The organism is Actinocorallia sp. API 0066, assembly GCF_020991275.1.
GTDB lineage: Bacteria > Actinomycetota > Actinomycetes > Streptosporangiales > Streptosporangiaceae > Actinocorallia.
On record NZ_JAJLQY010000004.1, the window covers coordinates 251228 to 270631 of the forward strand.

The window sequence follows — 19404 nt, forward strand, 5'->3', positions numbered from 1 at the left end:
GGCGCTTCCGCGCCCGTTCGGCTTACGCTCGAAGCATGGCCGACGCCGCTTACCTCGCCACGCTCCCGCGCACCCGGGGGGCCGCCTCAGCGCTGCTCACCGACGACCGCGGCCGCATCCTGCTGGTGAAGCCCACCTACCGGCCGGGATGGCTGCTGCCGGGCGGCGTGATCGAGGCCGGAGAGTCGCCCCTGGCCGCCTGCCTGCGCGAATGCCAGGAGGAACTCGGCCTCCGGCCCCGCATCGACGGCATGGTCTGCTTCGACTGGGCGCCGCCCGCAGGGGAGATCGACGCCACCAACGTCTGGGTGTTCGCCGGAAGGCTCGACGGCGAGGAGATCGCGCGGATCACACTGCCGCCCGACGAACTGTCCGAACACGTCCTGGCCGCGCCCGAGGACGTCCCGGCGTTCACACCCCCGCACATCGCGCGGCGCGTCGCGGAGATCCTCGCGGCCGAGGGGCACCCGGTCTACCTGGAGGACGGCGTGCACCCGGCGGCCGTCCGGCTCGGCGCGTTCCCGCTGCCGCGCCGCTGAGCGCTCAGGCGGGCGCCCGGTCCGCGATCTTCCCGGCCGCCGCGCCCTCCTTGGCGCGGGCGCAGTGCGCGCAGCAGTACCAGTGCCGGTTCACCTCGACGCCGTGGCCGATCACCCGGCACCCGCAGTGCTCGCAGATCGGCGCGAGCTTGTTGATCGCGCACTCGAAACTGTCGAAGACGTGCACCGCGCCCTGCGCGCGCACCTCGAACGCCAGGTCGTAGTCGTTGCCGCAGACCTCGCACGTGGCCATCGGAATCCCCCCCGCGATCCGGCCCGGCGGCGGCCGCTCCCGACGAAGTCGGGGTCGCGAAGCGGCCATCCTCCGGGCCCATCGAACATGTCCCGGGGGCGGCCGCTCCCGACGAAGTCGGGGTCGCGAAGCGGCCGTCCTCCGGGTCCATCGAACACGTCCCGGCCTCCCCCGAGACCGGCGATGACGGACCTACCCGGCGCAACCGCCCGTCATGCGCGGTACCGGCCGTGTTCGTGTGCCGCGCGGGCCGTCAGCGCCGCCTGCGGGCCCGCACCGGGCGGTCGCGCCGCCACTCCTGGGAGCGGCCGGACGAGCGCAGCACCCGGATCCAGGGGTCGGCCTCCCGGCTCAGCGGCAGATGCGGGACGCCCCACGCCCACGCCGCCACGAGCAGCTCGGGATCGGCGGGCCGGTAGTCCTCGCCGACGGCGCGGGCCAGATCCCACGCGTGCAGATGCCACTCCACACAGGCCGAACCCGCGTGGTCCCCGACCGTGTACTTCGTCCCCCGGAAGATGAAGTGGGTCTTCTCCCACGCGTCGGCCATGAGGTCCAGATACGCGTCGGCCGAGACGGTGAACGACATGATCCGCTCCCGTCCCGACTCCGGCGGCAGCACCGCGAGTTCCGCCGCGTTCTGCCTCGCCTGCTGGCGGATCAGCACCGCCGTCGCGATGTCCTGCGCGAACAGCTTCGCGAGCCTGCTGTCGGGCGCGTCCTGCAGGTACTCCAGGTGGTTCTCCGCGACGCAGCGCAGGTGCCCGGCGAGGTCGATCGCCTGCCACTCGGCGCACGGCGTCGGCGCCTCCCAGTCGTCGCAGCGGGCCGCGAACTGCCGAATGGCCGCCACCCCGGCCCGGTAGGACTCCAGCAAGCGATGCCGGTCAGGCGGCCTGCGATCCAACTTCGAACCCCCACGATTTCCCCCGCCGAGCCTTGCCCCGGCCCGTGCCTGCCTGGGGCCGGAACGGACGCTTCGCGACCCCGACTTCGTCGGGAGCGCCCGCCCCCGGCCCTGGTGCCCCCTCACTCGCGGTGACCCTCCGCGAACGCGCAGGCAAGGTTCTCAGAGTTCCGGCCGCTGTGCCACCTGAGGCGGCAAGCGCGCCGGAAACCCCCGACATCGTCCCCGTCAGACCCCTTCAGGGTGTCCTGCGGGGAGTCACACCCTTTCGAGCGACCGGTAGGACAGCTTGTGCGCCTCGCGCGCCGTCCGCAGCCGGTCGAGTTCCTCACTGTAGGGGCGCACGGACGCCTTCGCCCGCGCCTTGCGCCGGGAGATCTCGGCGGCCCGGCTGGTGCCGTACGTCCGGGGGCCCATCGCGACCCGCTCGGCCGCCGCGGCGGACTCGACCGCCGCCGTCAGCGCCTTCTCCAGGACGCCCGCGAGCGCCCGCCGCTCGGCCGTGTCGGGCGCGCCCGCCCGCTGGGCCGCGCGCGCCTCCTCGACGTCCGCCAGGCGGGCCCGGTACTCGCCGGCGAGCGTCTTGTCGGCGGCGTACTGGGCCGCGACCTCGGGGCTGATCCGCCGTCCGAAGAGCATGAGTCGATCCTTTCCGCACAGGTACTCGCGGCAGCCTACGCCGCCTCGTGACGGCAGGCACATCCCCGCCGGGGGATTTTCCCGCGCGCCCGCGTTTTCCCGCGCGGCGCGCCCCGGCCGGGGCCTTTACGCAGTAAGGTCGCTGGTGGTCGCCGCGGCGGCGGCCACCGCAGGAGAGGAGACCACCGCACGTGAGCCCCCGTGAGCCGCTGACCCGCGACCGCATCATCGAGGCGGCCCTGCACATCGTCGACGGCCAGGGCCTCGGCCGGCTGACCATGCGCCGGCTCGGCGACGCCCTCGAAGTCGAGGCGATGGCGATCTACCACCACCTGCCGCGCGGCAAGGAGGAGCTCCTCGACGGGCTCATCTCCCACGTGGGCGTCCTACACGCCGACACACGGCCCCTGGGCGCCGACGACTGGCGCGACCGCATCCGCTCCTGGGCCGAGGCGTACCGGGCGCTGCTCGTGGACCACGCGGGCGTCCTGCCCCTCCTGGTGACCCGCCGCAACCCCGCCGCGCTCGCCACCACCACCCGGTCCGTCGCCGAGGTGCTGCGCCTCGCCGGGTTCCTGGAGTCCGCCGCGCACAGCGCCGCCCGCACCCTCATCGCCTTCCTCATCGGCCACGCCGCCCTGGAGGTGCGCGGCCGCGAGGCGCAGGGGGCCGAGACCGTCGACTGGGACCGGCAGTTCGACGAGGGCCTCGACGTCATGCTCTCCGGGATGCTCACCGCGCCCCTGTGACGGGTTATCACCAAGAGGACATGATCTTCTGTCCAGCACGCCCACCCGACCGTTTCCTTCCCGATACGCGCGGGAAGGATCGGTCCACGTAGATCAGCCGGAGCCGCCGCAACGAAGCGACGGCCTCGGTAGCGATGCCACAACAGTCCCATCGGGCTATGTCCCGGCGGACACGAACCGATGCACACTGGTACGCGTCCAACGTGACAGAACACACACGCCCATTCGAGAGTGAGAACCGGAGGCACGCCGATGTGCCCGCACCAGCCGCCCTGTCCCTCTTCCGACGGAACGGACCGCGACGCCGCGCGGACCCTGGCCAGCCACCCCGAGCAGGGGTGGAGCCTGCTGTGCAACGGCGTCGTCGTGTTCGAAGACACCGGTGAGCTGCTGCCCGACGGGGGTATCGTCGCACCGCACCGTCCGACCGACCTGCACGCCCCCACCGCGGCCTGAGTCCCGCCCGGGACTAGTCCGATCGGGTGATCACCGCGCTTCGGGGACCCCTACCCCGGAGCCACCGCCTCACGGCCCCGCCACCGGCGCCACCGTGCTCCGCCACCGCCGGAGCCACGGCTCCACCGCCGCACCCACCCGGGCGGGGTCCTTGCGCAGCTCGTGGTTCTCGCCGGGCAGCACGACGACCTCGGCGGCGTCCGCCGCGTCGGGTATCCCGAACGGGTCGCGATCCCCGTTGACGACGACCACGGGAGCGCCCGCGCCGCGCAGCTCGGCCGCCCGGCTCTTCTCCGGCTTCCCCGGCGGATGCAGCGGAAACGCCAGCGCCACCACCCCGACGGCCCCGACGACACCGGCCGTCCGGCACGCCACCCGTGCCCCGTTGCTCCGCCCGCCCTGCACCAGCGGCACCCCGGGCCAGCGCTCCCGGACCGCGCCCACCAGCTCCACCCACGCGGCGTCCTGCTTCAACGCGCTCCCCGGCGCCCTGCGCCCCGCCAGCCTGAACGGCTGAGTGACCCGCGCGACGGCGGCCCCCAGATCGAGCGCCACCTCCCGCACCGCCAGCAGATCCGGCGCGTCCACGCTCCCGTTCGACCCGTGCGTCAACACGACGACGAGCCCGGCGTCCCCCTCCCCCTCAAGAAGAACCTCCCCTTCCCCCACCCCGGTGACGATCCGCACCCGCCCATTGTCCCATGATCACTCCGGCCCCCGGACCCGCCCCGCCGGACGCGTCAGGACCCTAACGGGGGTTTCTCGTGCGTCGGCGGAGGACCGAGATCAGGGCGCCCGCCGCGCACGCGCCGATCCCGGCGCCGACGTAGGCGAGCCTCCGGTACGGGACGGCGGATCTGGGGGCGGCGGGCTCGGACGCGTCCGCCGGCGGCCCGTTCTCGACCGCGTCGAGGTAGGCCCGCTCGACGATGTTGATGAACCGGCGATCCCTGCCGCGCGGATGCCGCGCCAGCCACGCCGCGCGCGCCCCCGCCCAGTACTCGCGGCCGGACTCCGTCGCGAACAGCCCACGGCAGTTCCCCGCCAGCGCCCCGTTGGTCAGCCTGTCCACCCGGTACCGGGAGATCCAGTACGACATCCACAGGTTCGCGTAGTACGTACGCTTCTCCTCACGCAGCCCGCGCGGCGAGTCGTCGGGCAGCGGCCGCATCACCCCGAGCAGATCCGGGTCGCCCATCCCCAACGCCGTCAGCTCGTTGTGCGTCGCCCGTAGCGCCTGCTCCCGGGCCACCCGCACCTCCCGCGCCTGCACCACCAGCGAAACCGCGAGCACGGGCAACGTCACCGCCGTGAGCAACGCCGCCACCCCGCCATAAGCCTGCCCGATGTCACTCAGCCCCTTCCAGTCCGCCCCCACCCGCTCCCCCACCACCCCGAACCCCAACGGCGAAACCACAACCACCACCAACCCCCCAACAACCCCAAAACCCACAACCAACCCCCACCCCCACTTCCGCCACCAAGCCCTCAAGACCAACCCCCTCCCCTAACCCCACCCCCAAAGGCTAACCAACCCCCACCCCCCAGAAAACCCCCACCCAGAAACTCTCCCCCAGCCCCCCTTCCGGACAGAGGCGGTCTGGGATCTTTTGCCATGGGCATCCGGGATGTGGATGTTCGGGGGTTTGTGGGGTTGATGCGGGCGCCGTTTTCGGCTGGCTTCGGTACGGTTTGTCGGGTGTGCGTCTCGATGGGGCCCGCTGCGTTCTCGGGCACGATCCTTTACTGCGGCCGTAGGCTGCATCCGGAGCACGGCAGGATCGAGGTGCTCGGGTACCAGAACACGGCGGTGAACCTCGCGGCCGGACCGAACGCCCTGCTGCTGCACCTCCCGGCCCGGTCGATCGACGCGCGGCACTTCCTCCCGGTGAGCCGGGCCGAGTCGGTGCTCCAGAACATGGTGGACGCCGTCGCCCCGGTCGCCGCGGGGTCCACGATCGACTGGATGGGGGGCGACGCGCCCCGTGGCGCCGTCCAGGTCTTCCGCCACGACATCTACACGGTCGTCCTCGCCGAGAACGCCGCGGACATCACCGCCGCGCTGGGCCGGGTGGAGCCGTCGCGGCGGCCCGCGCTCAACCCCGAGCTCTTCGACTTCTACGCCGCCGCCTTCCCCGACCACGCGGTCGCGCTGTGCTGCTTCGACAACGCCGAGGCCGCCGCCGCCAAACCGCTGCTGCTCTGGTACCGGCCGCTGGACGACGACAGGCTCGTGCTCCCGGCGATCGACTGCCACACCGGCGCCGTCCCCGACCTCGACGCCGTCGTCCACACCGACCACTGGGTGCTCTTCGGCTCCGACGAGACCGACCCGGACTGGGGCACACCCGTCACCTACCGGGACAGGCTACGAAGCCGCCTCCGCGCCTTCCTCCCGGACCGCGTCGTCGGCCGCCGGTTCCAGGAGCCCCTCCCTAATGGCGACTTCGCCATCACCCACACCGACCTCCGCCAAGCCGACCTCACCCGGATCCACCGCCTCCGCCCCTAGGGGTCAGGGGGCGGGACGCTGGAGGCGGGCGGTCACCTGGGCGTGGAGGGCCGGGTCGGAGAGCGCCCGGCTCCAGACGGCCTCGGCCTCGGTGTCCCGGGCGCGGAGCCGCAACGTCCGCGCCAGGAGCTCGACGGCCAGCGGGGTGACGTCGGGGGCGGTGGTGGCGTCCACGGCGGCGGTGAAGGCGCCGATGGCCTGGTCCAGGTGGGCGAGGCCCATCAGGGTGGCCAGGCGGGCGTAGGCGTAGGTGTCGGGGGTGAGCGTGCGGAGGGTCTCGGCGAGCACGCGCTGGGCGGCGGCGGTGCGGCCCGCGTCGAGGAGGTGCTGCGCCAGGTCGTGCGCGGCGACGGGGGCGTACTCGGGGTCGCCCGTCTCGATCACCCGCTCCCACCAGGTGACGGCCGCCTCCGGGTCGGCGGCGTCGTCGGCGAGCTGGGCCAGGGCGAGGCACGCGGCGGGGGTGTAGGCGGCGTGTCCTGAGGAGGCGACGATGTGCCACGCCTCGGACGCCTCGGCGGGCTCGCCCGCGCGCTCGTGAGAGAGGGCCAGGTGGTAGGCCGCGCGTGGCGCGTACTCCGGGTCGCCGGTCTCGATGGCCGTCCAGTCGGCGCGGCGGGCGCCCTCGGTGTCGCCCAGGTCCTCCAGGACGACGGCGAGGCCCAGGGCCGCTTCGGCCCGCTCCGCCGGGACGTCCGAGGCGAGCGCCTCGCTGAACAGGCCGGCGGCGCCGGTGAGGTCGCCGGTCTCGGCCATCTGCCGTGCCTGCGCCAGGGACAACCGGGGCCTCCTCACCTCCGCGGACGCACCCCGACCCTACCGATCCGGCGACGCCGCCGGGGCGGGACACGACCGGATCGCCGAAGATCTCCCGATCGGTCCCACCCGGGGGCGGGCGCTCCCGACCCGGTCGGAACTCGCCAAGCGCCCGCCCTCGGGCAGATCGAACACAGCGGCGCGGGAGGCGTCAGTCCTCGAAGGCTTCGGGCGGGGGGCAGGAGCAGACGAGGTTGCGGTCGCCGTAGGCGCCGTCGATGCGGCCGACCGGGGCCCAGTACTTGTGCGCGCGCAGCGACGCCACCGGGTAGGCGGCCTCCTCGCGGGTGTACCCGTGCTTCCACTCCTCGACGAGCAGGGTCTCGGCGGTGTGCGGCGCGTTGTGCAGCGGGTTGTCGGCGGCGTCCCACTCGCCGGACGCGACCCTGTCGATCTCCGCGCGGACGGCGATCATCGCGTCGCAGAAGCGGTCGAGTTCGGCGAGGTCCTCGGACTCGGTCGGCTCGATCATCAGCGTGCCCGCGACCGGGAAGGAGAGGGTCGGCGCGTGGAAGCCGTAGTCGATGAGCCGCTTGGCGACGTCCTCGGCGGTGACGCCGGTGTCCTTGGTGAGCTTGCGCAGGTCGGCGATGCACTCGTGCGCGACGAGCCCGCCCTGCCCGGTGTAGAGGATCGGGTAGTGCGGGGCGAGGCGGCGCGCCACGTAGTTGGCGGCGAGCACGGCGACCTCGGTCGCGCGGCGCAGGCCGGTGGGGCCCATCATCGCGATGTAGGCCCACGGGATCGGCAGGATGCCCGCCGAGCCCCACGGCGCCGCCGAGATCGGCCCGACGCCCGTCTCGGGGCCGGCCTCGGGCCGCAGCGGGTGGCTGGGCAGGAACGGCGCGAGGTGCGCGCCGACGGCGACCGGGCCGACGCCGGGGCCGCCGCCGCCGTGCGGGATGCAGAACGTCTTGTGCAGGTTGAGGTGGGAGACGTCGGCGCCGAACTCGCCGGGACGGGCGAGGCCGACGAGCGCGTTGAGGTTGGCGCCGTCCACGTAGACCTGGCCGCCCGCCGCGTGCACGGCCGCACAGATCTCGGTGATGCCCTCCTCGTACACGCCGTGCGTGGACGGGTACGTCACCATGATCACGGACAGTTCCTCGGCGTGCCTGTCGAGCTTGCCGCGCAGGTCGTCGAGGTCGACGTTGCCGTTGTCGTCGCACTTGACGACGACGACGCGCATCCCGGCCATGACGGCGCTGGCCGCGTTGGTGCCGTGCGCGGAGGACGGGATGAGGCAGACGTTCCGGTGCGCTTCGCCGCGCGAGGCGTGGTAGGCGCGGACGGCGAGGAGCCCGGCCAGTTCGCCCTGCGATCCGGCGTTCGGCTGCACGGACACCTTCGCGTAGCCGGTGATCTCGGCGAGCCACTCCTCCAGCTCGGTGATCAGCTCGACGTACCCCGCGGCCTGCTCGATCGGCGCGAACGGGTGCAGGTTCGCGAACTCGGGCCAGGTGATGGGCTCCATCTCGGTCGTCGCGTTGAGTTTCATGGTGCAGGAGCCCAGCGGGATCATGGAGCGGTCGAGCGCGATGTCCCGGTCCTGGAGGCGGCGCAGGTAGCGCAGCATCGAGGTCTCGGACCGGTGGGTGTGGAACACCGGGTGGGTGAGGAAGTCGCTCGTGCGCAGCACCTCGGTGGGCAGCGCCTCGCCCTCGGCCTCGACGACGGCGACGGCACGCCGGAACGACCGCTGCTCCATCGCCTCAAGGAGGTTCTGGAGGTCGTCCTCGGTGGTGGTCTCGTCGAAGGCGACGGCGACGGTCTCGGCGTCCACGAGCCGGATGTTGTACCCGGCGCGGCGCGCGGCCGCGACGGTGTTCGGCCCCGTGGTGGGGACGCGGATCGTCAGCGTGTCGAAGTACGTGGTGTTGACGACCTCGTAGCCCTCGACCTCCTGCGCGGCGATCGACGCGGCGAAGGACGCGGCGCGCCGGTGCACGCGCCCGGCGATCTCCCGCAGCCCGTCGGGCCCGTGGTAGACGGCGTACATGGACGCCATGACGGCGAGCAGCACCTGGGCGGTGCAGATGTTCGAGGTGGCCTTCTCGCGCCGGATGTGCTGTTCGCGGGTCTGGAGCGCGAGCCGGTAGGCGGGCCTGCCCGCGGCGTCCACGGAGACGCCGACGAGACGGCCGGGGAGCTGCCGCTGGAGTTCGGCGCGCACGGCCATGTAGCCCGCGTGCGGTCCGCCGAACCCGAACGGCACACCGAACCGCTGGGCCGAGCCCACGACGATGTCGGCGCCGCTCTCGCCGGGCGACTTCAGCAGGGTCAGCGCGAGCAGGTCGGCGGCGACGACGAGCTGGGCGCCGCGCGCGTGCACCGCCTCGGCCAGCGGCGCGAGGTCGCGGACGGCCCCGGACGCGCCGGGGTACTGGGCGAGCACGCCGAAGACCTCGCCCTCGGGCAGCGGCCCGTCCAGGTCGGCGACGACGACGGGGATGCCGAGCGGCAGCGCGCGGGCGCGGATGACCTCGACGGTCTGGGGCAGCGCGTCGGCGTCCACGACGAACGCGCCGGGCTCCTTGCGGCGGGTCGCGCGCAGCGCCAGGGCCATCGCCTCGGCGGCGGCGGTGCCCTCGTCCAGCATGGACGCGTTCGCGACGGGCACGCCGGTGAGGTCGGCGATCATGGTCTGGAAGTTGAGCAGCGCCTCAAGGCGGCCCTGGGAGATCTCCGGCTGGTACGGGGTGTAGGCGGTGTACCAGCCCGGGTTCTCCAGGACGTTGCGCAGGATCACGCCGGGGGTCGTCGTGCCGTGGTAGCCGAGGCCGATGTAGGAGGTGAGCACGCGGTTGCGGGAGGCGAAGCCGCGCAGCTTGGCCAGCGCCTCGGTCTCGCTCAGCGGAGCGGGCAGGTCGAGCGGCCGGGTGGTGCGGATCGAGGCCGGGACCGCGGCGTCGATGAGCGCGCCGAGATCGGCGAACCCGACGACGGCGAGCATCCGTTGGAGGTCGGCGGCCGACGGGCCGATGTGACGGTCGGTGAAGTTGGCGGTCATCCCGGAGCCTCCCGAAGGCGCGGTGCAGAGGTTGAGGGGTCGTTGGACCCGCGCTCCCCCTCTGTTTCGGAACCTGAGAGCTTCGCCCTGGCATCAGGGCTTTCACCTTCGGTGGGGCACATGCCCGCTTTCCAGAGGCGCCTCACCCGACGGTCCGTTTGCCTGAGAGGTTCCGGGGACGTTGCTCCTTCGGCGCTCCGCACCGGATTGCACGGAGTCTCTCCCGCCTGGGGTCGACAGCGTGGCCAGTGTACCTTGTGCACGATCTCCCCTGCGCGGGCGCCCCGGACGGGGGATCGTACCTGGGTAGGACAACGCGGTGCGGACGGCTCGTCCGTCGAGGTGATCACGTCTGGGCAGGGGCCGACTAATCTTGGGCGATACCGGGAACCGGGAGGACGGTGGCGAGGTGACGAAGACGCAGGGCGCGACAGCCCTGGAGCCGCCGCTCAGCCTTCCCGACGGCGCCGAGGTGGACGAGGCGCCCTTTCCGGCACGGATCCGCAGCCAGGGCGATCTCATCAAGACGCTCGCCTGCCTGGCGGGCCTCGGCCTGCTCCTGCTGCTGCCGACCTTCGCGACGCAGACCACGACCGGCCTGGAGAGCGACGTCACCCGGGGCACCGAGCAGGCGCCGCACTTCCTGCTGAGCCTGGCCAGCCTCACCGCCGGGTTCGGCGTGCTGGCCGTGCCGATGGCGTTCGCGGTGGACCGGGTGGTGCGCCGCGACCTCACCCGGATCGCGGTCGGCCTCGTCGCCGCGATCGCCGCGCTGGGCGCCGTCGTCGCGTTGGACGCGTGGATCGAGCACGCCTCCCCCACGATCATCGTCAACGCGCTCGGCTGGACCAAGACGGGCCAGACGCCCGTCCCGGCCGACCTCACCCCCGTCATCGCCTACGTGACGGCGGTGCGCCTGGCCGGGCGGCCGCGCTGGCAGGCGGTCATGTGGGGCACGATCGCGCTGGCGGGCCTCGCCTCGCTGGTGGCGGGCCACACGACGGCCCTCGGCCTCGTCGCGACGTATCTGATCGGCCGTCTCGTGGGTTATCTCACGCTCTACGGGCTCGGCACCCCCAACCCCCGGCCGCCGGGGGCGGCCGTCGTGGCGGCGCTGGACCGGCTGGGCCTCCAGCCGCTCAAGGCCACCCGGGTGGACGACGGCACCCTCGACCACCGCAGCTACCTCGTTCACGGCCGCACCCGCGACCTCGACGTCACCGTCCTGGACCGCGACCAGCAGACCGCCGGCCTGTTCTACCGGGCCTGGCGCGGGGTGCGGCTGCGCGCCCACCAGCCCCGGCGGACGGTGCGCTCGCTGCGCAGGTCGCTGGAGCAGGAGTCGCTGATGGCCTACGCGGCGACGGCGGCGGGCGTGCAGACGCCACGGCTCGTCGCCACCTCCGAGGTCGGCACCGAAGCGGCCCTGCTCGCCTACACGCACGTCGAGGGCACCACCCTGCTCGACCTGCCCGACGAGGAGATCACCGACGACCTTCTGAAGGGCATCTGGCTGCAGCTCGGCCTGCTGCACCGGCAGCGGATCGCGCACCGCAGCCTGGACGGCTCCGCGGTCCTCGTCTGCGAGGGGCGGCCCTGGCTGGTCGGCCTGGGCCGGGGCGAGATCGCGGTCGGCGACCTCCTGCTCCGGCTCGACCAGGCCCAACTGCTCACCACGCTGGGCCTGCGGGTCGGCGCGGGGCGGGCGGTGCACACGGCGTCGGCGATGCTGGGCGCGGACGCGCTCGGCGCGCTGGTGCCGCTGCTCCAGAAGGTCGCGCTGTCCCGGGAGACGCGGGCGGCGCTGCGCAAGGACGGCAAGCTGCTCGGGGCGCTGCGGGAGGAGATCCTGCGCTTCTACCCCGAGACCGAGGTCGCGACCGTCAAGCTGGAGCGGTTCCGGCCCCGGACGATCTTCAGCATCGTCGGCGCCGCGATCGCCGCCTACTTCCTGCTCACCACGCTCGGCGGCCAGGACCTCGGAAAGCTCGTCACCGAAGCCGACTGGCGGTGGGCGGTGCTCGCCCTGTTCGCCTCCGGCGTGTCGTTCGTGGCCGCCGCGATGATGGTCATCGGGTTCGTGCCGGAGCGGCTGCCGATGTGGCGGACGGTCGCCGTGCAGTTCGCCGCCTCGTTCGTCAAGCTGGTCGCGCCCGCCGCGGTCAGCGGCATCGCGATCAACACCCGCTACCTCCAGCGGATGGGGGTGCGGCCGGGGCCCGCGGTGGCCAGCGTCGGCGCCTCCCAGCTCACCGGCCTCGTCGTGCACATCATGCTGCTGTTCGTGATGGGCTTCCTGACCGGTTCCGGGCAGCCCGACCGCGACTTCGCCCCGTCCAAGACGGTGATGCTGGTCCTGCTGGCCGTCGGGGCGGTGGCGGGGCTGGGCGCGGCCGTCGGCCCGGTGCGGCGGCTCGTGGTGCGCCGGCTGAAGCTGATGTTCTCCGGTGTCGTGCCCCGGCTCGTGGACGTGCTCCAGGACCCCCGCAAGATCGTGACGGGCCTCGGCGGCACCCTGCTGCTGACCGTCGCCTTTGTGGTCTGCCTCGACGCGTCCATCCGCGCCTTCGGCGGCTCGCTGGGCTGGACGGCCGTGGCGGTGGTGTTCCTCACCGGCAACGCGCTCGGCTCGGCCGCGCCCACGCCGGGCGGTCTCGGCGCCGTCGAGGGCGCGCTGGTCCTGGGCCTGACGGTCGCGGGCCTGCCGGTCGAGACGGCCACCTCGGCGGTGCTGCTCTTCCGGCTCCTGACGTTCTGGCTGCCGGTCCTGCCCGGCTGGGCCTCCTTCCACTACCTGCAACGCACCGAATCGCTCTGACGGGCCGCTCAGCGCCGTCCAGGGCCGAAGAATCCGGCGGGGTCGGCGGGCGGGTCAGCCCGTCTTGCGGGCGCGGCGCCGGGACAGCTCGTCGCCCGCGCCGGTGCTCGGCGCGGCGCTCTCGGCGGGCATCCGGGCGAGGCTGCCCTCGACCTCCTGCCAGACCCGGCCCAGCGCGATGCCGAACACGCCCTGCCCGCCCTGGAGCAGATCGACGACCTCGTCGGGGCTGGTGCACTCGTAGACGCTGACGCCGTCGCTCATCAGGGTGATCTGCGCCAGGTGCGCCACGCCCCTGTCCCGCAGGTGGCTGACGGCGGCCCTGATCTGCTGGAGCGACACGCCGGTGTCCAGCAGCCGCTTGACGACCTTGAGCACGAGGATGTCGCGGAACCCGTAGAGCCGCTGGCTGCCGGAGCCGTGCGCGGGCCGCACGCTCGGCTCGACCAGGCCCGTGCGCGCCCAGTAGTCGAGCTGGCGGTAGGTGATCCCCGCCGCGGCGCAGGCCGCCGGGCCACGGAACCCCACCTCGTCGGAGAGCCGGGACGGCACGGTGATGCCGCCTTCGAACAGCAGACCCTGCTCGCCGGCCCGCTGGGAGGCGAGCTCACGATCGCGATCCACCTTGTCCTCGCCGCTGCTCACCGCCACGCGGACCTCCGGCTTCTGTCATCCCCGGGTCATCCCGGCAAGGGGGTTTGCCGGAAATTCACCGCGGGTGCTCCACCAGCACGGTAGGTGCCGGTCAGGGCATGGTCAACGTTCAACGTCGGCGCGTCGCAAGGCGGATGTATCCGCCTTCACGTGCGCAAACGGCTCGCTTTCCGCTCCCCCTCCTCCCCTACCCTGCGCGACGGGTGTGGGAAACGGTCATGACTCCTGTCACGTCCGGTGAAAGGTCACGGAGCGCGGCGCGGGTGCGCCACACCGTACGGCGCCTAAGCGCCGCCCTTCTTGAAGTCCTCGGGGGAGACGCTGTCCAGGAACTCCCGGAACTGCTCCACCTCGTCCTCCTGCTCGTCGGGCATGGACACGCCCGCCGCCTCCAGCACGTCCTCGCTGGCGAAGATCGACGAACCCGTGCGCAGCGCGAGCGCGATCGAGTCCGAGGGCCGCGCGCTGACCTCGGTGCCGTTGGAGAACACGAGGTCGGCGAAGAAGATCCCGTCCCGCAGAGCCGTGATGTTCACCGTCGCCAGCGTCACGCCCAGCGCCTCGATCACGTTCTTGAACAGATCGTGGGTGAGCGGCCGCGCCGGCGGCTGTCCCTCCTGCTGCGCGACGGCGATGGCGGTGGCCTCCACCGCCCCGATCCAGATGGGCAGGTAGCGGTCTCCGCCGATCTCCTTCAGCAGCACGATCGGCTGGTTGGTGGGCACCTCGACCCGTACGCCGATGACCTCCATCTGCTTCACGGCGGCTCCCTGCGTCACGCGGTCCTTCTTCACAAACTACACCTTCCGGAGCGCGATCACCGGTTCCGGTACGGCCCGGAGCAGGCCATGGCGGAACCAACTCCGATCTAGCGACCGAGGCTGTCGCGCAGCCCGGCGGCGACGAGCGCGGTGTGCAGTTCGACGACGAGGGCGGCGAGCGCGTCGGCGGTGCGGCCCGCCTCCTCGTGCGCGCCGGGGGCGCGGCGGCGCAGCAGGGGGGCGACCATCTGCTCGATGAGGTCGAGTTCGCGTTCGGCGGCGGCCCTGATCACCCGCAGATGCCGGGCCTCGATCCCGTAGGGGGCCAGGCGCGCCGCGGTCCTGGCGACGGTCAGCGCCTCGGAGCCGAAGTGCCCGTTCGTCCGGCGGACCAGCCCGTACGCCTCAAGCTCGTCCAGCGTCGACTCGGTCAGGCCGGAGGCGTCCAGGAGCTGTCTGCGGGTCAGCGCGACCTCGGCGGCGGGCGCGGAGTCGGCGGCGACGAGGGTGCGCGGCACCCTCGCCGCGAGCTGCTCCTTGATGACCCGCAGCGGCAGGTAGCTGTCACGCTGCGCGGCGAGGATGTAGCGCAGCCGCTCGACGTCGGCGTGTGTGAACTTCCGGTAGCCCGCGGGGGTGCGGTCCGGCTCGATCAGCCCCTCGGACTCGAGGAAGCGGATCTTGGACGGCGTGATGTCGGGGAACTCGCCCTGCAGCAGGGCGAGGACGTCCCCGATGGTCATGTACGCCCGCGCGGCGCTGCTGCTCACCCGTGCTGTGGATTGGTGAGGAACACGAGCCGGAACTTCCCGATCTGCACCTCGTCTCCGCCGTGCAGCGCCACGCTGTCGATCCGCTCGCGGTTGACGTAGGTGCCGTTGAGGCTGCCGACGTCGCGGACGGAGAAGCCGCCGCCGTGGCGGGTGAACTCGGCGTGCCGGCGCGAGACCGTGACGTCGTCGAGGAAGATGTCGCTCTCGGGGTGCCGGCCCGCCGACGTGCGCTCCTTGTCGAGCAGGAAGCGGCTTCCGGCGTTGGGGCCGCGGCGCACCACGAGCAGCGCCATGCCGAACGGCAGCGCGTCGACGTTGAGCTGGTCGGAGCCGGACTCCTCGGCGGGGGCCTCGGTGGGGATCTCCAGCCCGTCGGTCAGTCCGCTGATCGAGATCGTCGAGGTCGACTCACCGGGCGTCTCGGGAGGAGGGTACGCCCCGCGCACCAGTGGAGTGCCGCAGTTGGAGCAGAAGCGGGCGCCTTCAGGATTGGCGTGACCGCACTGCGTGCAGTAGACGCTCGGCATCGATCGGCTCGGCCTCCTACCCTCGGCGGGTCCCCCTGGACCGCGCCCCCGCAAAGAACACTTCCGGACAACGCTACCGGCAGCCATGATCGGCGGTCTACGCCGCCGCGCGGTAGGGCCCTCCGGAAAGCCTGTCAGGAAGACCGTACCGCGCGGACGGCTGTCCCTGCGCCCCCCGTGATCGATTAGTGGGCGCGGGCACCGCGATTTTCACGTCCCGGCGGCCTCGACCACGGCGACCCACTCGGCCATGAGCTCGCGCGCTCCCCCCTCGTCGGGCCCTTCGGCCCACAGGTGGGTGACGGCCTCGGCCGGGTCGGGGAGGACGAGAGCCCACCGCCCGTCCTTCTCGACCACACGAACGCCGTCGGTGGTGTCCACCGTGCGGTCGCCCGCCGCCTCGACCACGTGCCGCATGACGCTGCCCTTGGCCGCCCAGGGCGTCGGCACGGACGCGCGCAGCAGGTGCGCGTCCGGGATGCGCGCGTCGATCTGGGAGAGCGTCATGCGGGTGCGCGCGACGAGGCCGATCAGCCTGACGAACGCGGCGATGCCGTCGACGGTGTGGCTGAACTCGGGGAAGACGAACCCGCCGCGCCCGTCGCCCGCGAAGACGACGTCCGGGTCGGCGGCGGCCTTGGTGAGGACGTCCTGGTGGGTGGAGGTCCACCGCACCTTGACCCCGTGCGCCGCGCAGACGCGCTCGGCGACCCTCGTGGTGGTGACGGGTAGGGCGACCTCGCCCCCGCGCCGTTCGGCCGCCACGAGGTCCAGGAGGACCAGCAGGGCCCTGTCGTCGGAGATGGGGGTGCCGCGTTCGTCCACGAGGGAGATCCGCTCGCCCACGGGGTCGAACCTGACGCCGAAGGCGGCCCGCGAGGAGGAGACGATGGCGCCCATCGCGGCGAGCGCCGTCTCGCGGATCGCGGGGGTCTCGGTGGGGTGCAGCTCGTCCAGCCGGTTGTTGAGGGTGAGGACCTCGACGCCGACCTTGGTGAGCAGGCCCGGCAGGACGTTGGCCGAGACGCCGCCCGCGCAGTCCACGACGATCTTCAGGCCCGCCTCGTCGATGCCGGACATGTCCATCTGGCGGACGAGGTCGCGGCTGTAGGTCTCCACCACGCGGGTGGGGTAGCTGAGCTCGGCGATCTCGCCGGGGAAGGCGCGGCGGAACTCCTGCCTGCCGAAGACGCGCTCCAGCTTGCGCTGGGCGGCCTGGGACAGGTCGGCGCCGGTCTCGTCCAGGAAGATGATGTCCACGCCCTGCGGGTCGCCGGGGGTGGTCCGGACGACGATGCCGCCCGCGCAGTCGCCGTTGGCGGTCTCGAAGCGGGCCATGGGCAGCGCGCACGCCTCCAGGTCCTCGACGTTGATGGCGCCGGCCGTCAGCGCGGCGATGACGGCGCGTTTCAGGGTCCGGGCGGCACGGGAGGCGTCGCGTGCCGTCGTGACCGTCGCGCCCTTCTTCAGGGTCGTGGCGTAGGCGCTGGTGAGCCGGACGACCAGTTCCGGGGTGATCTCGACGTTGATGAGCCCGGAGACGCCGCGCGGCCCGAACAGGTTGCGCTGGCCGCGCGACTCCCAGATGACCGAGGTGTTGACGACAGCCCCGGCCTCGACCGTCTTGAACGGGTAGACCTTGACGCCGTTGGAGACGTAAGCCTCGGCCTCGATGACGCACTCGTCACCGACGATGGCGTTCTCCTCGATCCGGGCCCCGGCCATGACGTCGGTGTTCTTGCCGATGACGCAGCCGCGCAGGTTCGTGGACGGCCCGACGAACACGTTGTCGTGGACGACGGCCCGGTGCAGGAACGCGCCCTCCTTGACGACGACGTTGCTGCCGAGCACGGTGTACTCGCGCAGCTCGGCGCCCGCCTCCACCTTGGCGTAGTCGCCGACGTACAGGGGGCCCTTGAGGACGGCGCCGGGATCGACCTCGGCGCCCTCGGCGATCCAGACGCCGGGCGACACCTCAAAACCGGGGATCTCGACGTCGACCTTGCCGGAGAGCATGTCGGCCTGGGCCTTCAGGTAGCTCTCGTGGGTGCCGACGTCCTCCCAGTAGCAGTCGGCGACGTACCCGAACAGGGGTGCGCCCTCGGCCAGGAGCTGGGGGAACACGTCGGAGGACCAGTCGACGCTCTCGCCGGGCGCGACCCGTTCCAGCACCTCGGGTTCCATCACGTAGATGCCGGTGTTGACGGTGTCGGAGAACACCTGGCCCCAGGTGGGCTTCTCCAGGAACCGCTGGATGCGGCCCTCGTCGTCCACGATGATGATGCCGAACTCCAGCGGGTTGGGCACCCGCTTGAGGCCGATCGTCACCAGGGCGCCGTTCTCCTTGTGGAACCTCACCATGTCGGTGAGGTCGATGTCGGTGAGGGCGTCGCCGGAGATGACCAGGAAGCGGTCGTCCTTCAGGGCGTCCTCGGCGTTCTTGACGCTGCCCGCGGTGCCGAGCGGCACCTCCTCGGTGGCGTACTGGAGGCTCATGCCGAGCTCCTCGCCGTCGCCGAAGTAGTTGCGGATCAGCGCGGCCAGGAACTGGACGGTGACGACTGTCTCGCTGAAGCCGTGTTTCTTCAGCAGCCGGAGCACGTGCTCCATGATCGGACGGTTGATGACGGGCAGCAGAGGCTTGGGCTGGTTGGCGGTCATGGGACGCAGACGCGTCCCCTCGCCTCCGGCCATCACTACGGCCTTCATGGCGCTGGTGCGACTCCCTCGTTCTCGGCGCCCGCTCGGGGGGGCAGCGCTCGGATGAGTTGTCGTGCCTGTCTTGTGTAGAGGACGGCGGCCCACCAGTAGAGGGCCGTGCCCCAGATCGCGAACGCCCAGCCGACGATCCGGGCGAGCGTCGCGGCGAGGCCGTCGTGGGCCCCCCACAGCAGCAGGGGGAAGGCGTAGAGGAGGCACATGGTGGCGGCCTTGCCGACCAGGTGGACGGGCAGGCCCGTCCAGCCGTAGCGGCGCAGGACGGCGAGGACGACGGCCATGTAGACCTCGCGGGCGGCGAGCCCGGCGGTCAGCCACCACGGGATGATCTCGCGGACGGTGAGCCCGACGAGGGTGGCGAGGATGTAGAGCCGGTCGGCGGCCGGGTCGAGCAGGGTGCCGAGCCGGCTGGTCTGGTCGAGGGCGCGGGCGAGTTTGCCGTCCGCCCAGTCCGAGAGCCCCGCGAAGACGAGCAGTCCGATCGCCCAGGCGTCGTGTTCGGCCAGGACGAGCCAGAAGAAGAGCGGGACTCCGAGGAGGCGGGCGAGGCTCAGCGCGTTCGGCACCGTGAAGATCCGGTCCCTCGTCTCCAAGCGTCCCACCTCCCTGAACCGACCTTACCGGGCGGTTGATCGAAGCCCCCTGGCTGGATCGCTCCAGCGTTCCGATCATGGCAGGTATGACGCACTTCACACCCACCGGCCCGTCAACCCGCGGGTCAGCGCCGTGTCGCGCGCCCCGTCGCGCGCCCCGTCATTCCTCGCGCCGGGCGGTGGCGCGCCGCTGGGCGCGCAGGCACAGCGCGACGAGGGCCGCGAGCCCGGCGTAGACGCCGAGCTGGACGAGCGCGGAGACGGCCGAGCTGGGCCGGATGGCGGTGGTGCCGGAGACGGCGACGATCGCGGCGACGAGGCAGATGGCGGCGCCCGCCGCGCAGCACTGCAGGACGCGCCGCTGACTGCGCCGCCAGGCGGCGGCGTCGCGGTGCACGGCGGTGGCGCGCAGGCCGAGGATCACCATGACGGCGGCGTTGAGCGTGCCCGCGGTGAGGAGGGTGAGGTAGGCGAGCATCCCGGAGGCGAAGTCCACGTCGGCGTGCGCGGTGCCCTCCCCGACGGGGCGGGTGGCCTCCTCCAGCGGGAGCACGACCCGGCTCAGGCAGATGGCCAGGACCTCGGCGCCGACGCCGACCGCGGCGAGGCTGACCACCAGGCGAATAGTGCGCATCGTCCTTCCCCCGGGCTCGGCCTCCTTCAGCAAAGCGTAGTCAGG

At 72.5% G+C, this 19404-nt stretch carries 19 protein-coding genes and 2 riboswitches; of the genes, 5 read left to right on the forward strand and 14 right to left on the reverse strand.

Annotation, left to right across the window (positions count from 1 at the left end; translation table 11 throughout):
- Positions 1-35 precede the first annotated feature (35 nt).
- Positions 36-539, forward strand: coding sequence for an NUDIX hydrolase (locus tag LO762_RS12095; protein ID WP_230614699.1), 504 nt, complete (start codon positions 36-38; stop codon positions 537-539).
- Between the two features lie 4 nt (positions 540-543).
- Here the strand turns inward: LO762_RS12095 and LO762_RS12100 are convergent, their stop codons facing one another.
- From LO762_RS12100 to LO762_RS12110, 3 genes are all read right to left on the reverse strand, one after another.
- On the reverse strand, positions 544-792 hold the full coding sequence (locus tag LO762_RS12100) for a hypothetical protein (RefSeq protein WP_230614700.1): 249 nt from the start codon (positions 790-792) through the stop codon (positions 544-546).
- 253 nt (positions 793-1045) lie between these two features.
- Entirely contained in the window at positions 1046-1669 is a 624-nt protein-coding gene (locus LO762_RS12105; RefSeq protein ID WP_230614701.1) for a maleylpyruvate isomerase N-terminal domain-containing protein, read from the reverse strand.
- A gap of 288 nt (positions 1670-1957) precedes the next feature.
- On the reverse strand, positions 1958-2338 hold the full coding sequence (locus LO762_RS12110) for a plectin (protein ID WP_230614702.1): 381 nt from the start codon (positions 2336-2338) through the stop codon (positions 1958-1960).
- A 191-nt stretch (positions 2339-2529) separates the two neighbouring features.
- Here LO762_RS12110 and LO762_RS12115 point away from each other — a divergent pair, with 191 nt between their 5' ends.
- Together LO762_RS12115 and LO762_RS12120 are read left to right on the forward strand one after the other, a co-directional pair.
- On the forward strand, positions 2530-3087 hold the full coding sequence (locus LO762_RS12115) for a TetR/AcrR family transcriptional regulator (RefSeq protein WP_230614703.1): 558 nt from the start codon (positions 2530-2532) through the stop codon (positions 3085-3087).
- A 252-nt stretch (positions 3088-3339) separates the two neighbouring features.
- The gene (locus LO762_RS12120; protein ID WP_230614976.1) at positions 3340-3543 is read left to right on the forward strand and encodes a DUF5999 family protein; all 204 of its coding nucleotides are present in this window, start codon (positions 3340-3342) and stop codon (positions 3541-3543) included.
- Positions 3544-3612: 69 nt separating this feature from the next.
- On the opposite strand, the gene LO762_RS12125 is transcribed toward LO762_RS12120, so the two are convergent.
- Together LO762_RS12125 and LO762_RS12130 are read right to left on the reverse strand one after the other, a co-directional pair.
- Entirely contained in the window at positions 3613-4230 is a 618-nt protein-coding gene (locus LO762_RS12125) for an alpha/beta family hydrolase (RefSeq protein ID WP_374201551.1), read from the reverse strand.
- A 61-nt stretch (positions 4231-4291) separates the two neighbouring features.
- Positions 4292-4960: a DUF6082 family protein gene (locus LO762_RS12130; RefSeq protein WP_230614704.1), complete on the reverse strand. Its 669-nt coding sequence runs from the start codon at positions 4958-4960 to the stop codon at positions 4292-4294.
- Between the two features lie 282 nt (positions 4961-5242).
- On the opposite strand from LO762_RS12130, the gene LO762_RS12135 reads away from it, so the two are divergent.
- Entirely contained in the window at positions 5243-6055 is an 813-nt protein-coding gene (locus tag LO762_RS12135) for a hypothetical protein (RefSeq protein WP_230614705.1), read from the forward strand.
- A 3-nt stretch (positions 6056-6058) separates the two neighbouring features.
- On the opposite strand, the gene LO762_RS12140 is transcribed toward LO762_RS12135, so the two are convergent.
- On the reverse strand, positions 6059-6835 hold the full coding sequence (locus LO762_RS12140) for a tetratricopeptide repeat protein (RefSeq protein WP_230614706.1): 777 nt from the start codon (positions 6833-6835) through the stop codon (positions 6059-6061).
- A 187-nt stretch (positions 6836-7022) separates the two neighbouring features.
- Positions 7023-9881, reverse strand: coding sequence for an aminomethyl-transferring glycine dehydrogenase (gene gcvP / locus LO762_RS12145; RefSeq protein WP_230614707.1), 2859 nt, complete (start codon positions 9879-9881; stop codon positions 7023-7025).
- 54 nt (positions 9882-9935) lie between these two features.
- A riboswitch (glycine riboswitch) is annotated at positions 9936-10021 on the reverse strand.
- A riboswitch (glycine riboswitch) is annotated at positions 10022-10117 on the reverse strand.
- Positions 10118-10290: 173 nt separating this feature from the next.
- Here gcvP and LO762_RS12150 point away from each other — a divergent pair.
- Complete coding sequence (locus LO762_RS12150) at positions 10291-12699, forward strand: lysylphosphatidylglycerol synthase transmembrane domain-containing protein (protein WP_230614708.1); 2409 nt, start codon at positions 10291-10293, stop codon at positions 12697-12699.
- A gap of 54 nt (positions 12700-12753) precedes the next feature.
- Here the strand turns inward: LO762_RS12150 and LO762_RS12155 are convergent, their stop codons facing one another.
- From LO762_RS12155 to LO762_RS12185, 7 genes are all read right to left on the reverse strand, one after another.
- Positions 12754-13350, reverse strand: a complete 597-nt coding sequence (locus LO762_RS12155) for a MerR family transcriptional regulator (protein ID WP_308103770.1) — start codon at positions 13348-13350, stop codon at positions 12754-12756.
- A gap of 287 nt (positions 13351-13637) precedes the next feature.
- Positions 13638-14114 carry a bifunctional nuclease family protein gene (locus LO762_RS12160; RefSeq protein ID WP_230614709.1) on the reverse strand — a complete coding sequence of 159 codons (477 nt, stop codon included), beginning with the start codon at positions 14112-14114 and terminating at the stop codon, positions 13638-13640.
- A 107-nt stretch (positions 14115-14221) separates the two neighbouring features.
- Entirely contained in the window at positions 14222-14884 is a 663-nt protein-coding gene (locus LO762_RS12165; protein WP_230614710.1) for a MerR family transcriptional regulator, read from the reverse strand.
- On the reverse strand, positions 14881-15414 hold the full coding sequence (locus LO762_RS12170; RefSeq protein ID WP_230614711.1) for an FHA domain-containing protein: 534 nt from the start codon (positions 15412-15414) through the stop codon (positions 14881-14883). The genes LO762_RS12165 and LO762_RS12170 overlap by 4 nt, the downstream gene beginning before the upstream one ends.
- Before the next feature lie 210 nt (positions 15415-15624).
- Positions 15625-18123 (reverse strand): mannose-1-phosphate guanyltransferase, encoded by a 2499-nt coding sequence (locus LO762_RS12175; protein WP_230614712.1) that lies wholly within the window; start codon positions 18121-18123, stop codon positions 15625-15627.
- Entirely contained in the window at positions 18120-18734 is a 615-nt protein-coding gene (locus tag LO762_RS12180) for a CDP-alcohol phosphatidyltransferase family protein (RefSeq protein ID WP_230614713.1), read from the reverse strand. The genes LO762_RS12175 and LO762_RS12180 overlap by 4 nt, the downstream gene beginning before the upstream one ends.
- Before the next feature lie 151 nt (positions 18735-18885).
- Positions 18886-19359 (reverse strand): hypothetical protein, encoded by a 474-nt coding sequence (locus tag LO762_RS12185; RefSeq protein ID WP_230614714.1) that lies wholly within the window; start codon positions 19357-19359, stop codon positions 18886-18888.
- Between the last annotated feature and the right edge of the window lie 45 nt (positions 19360-19404).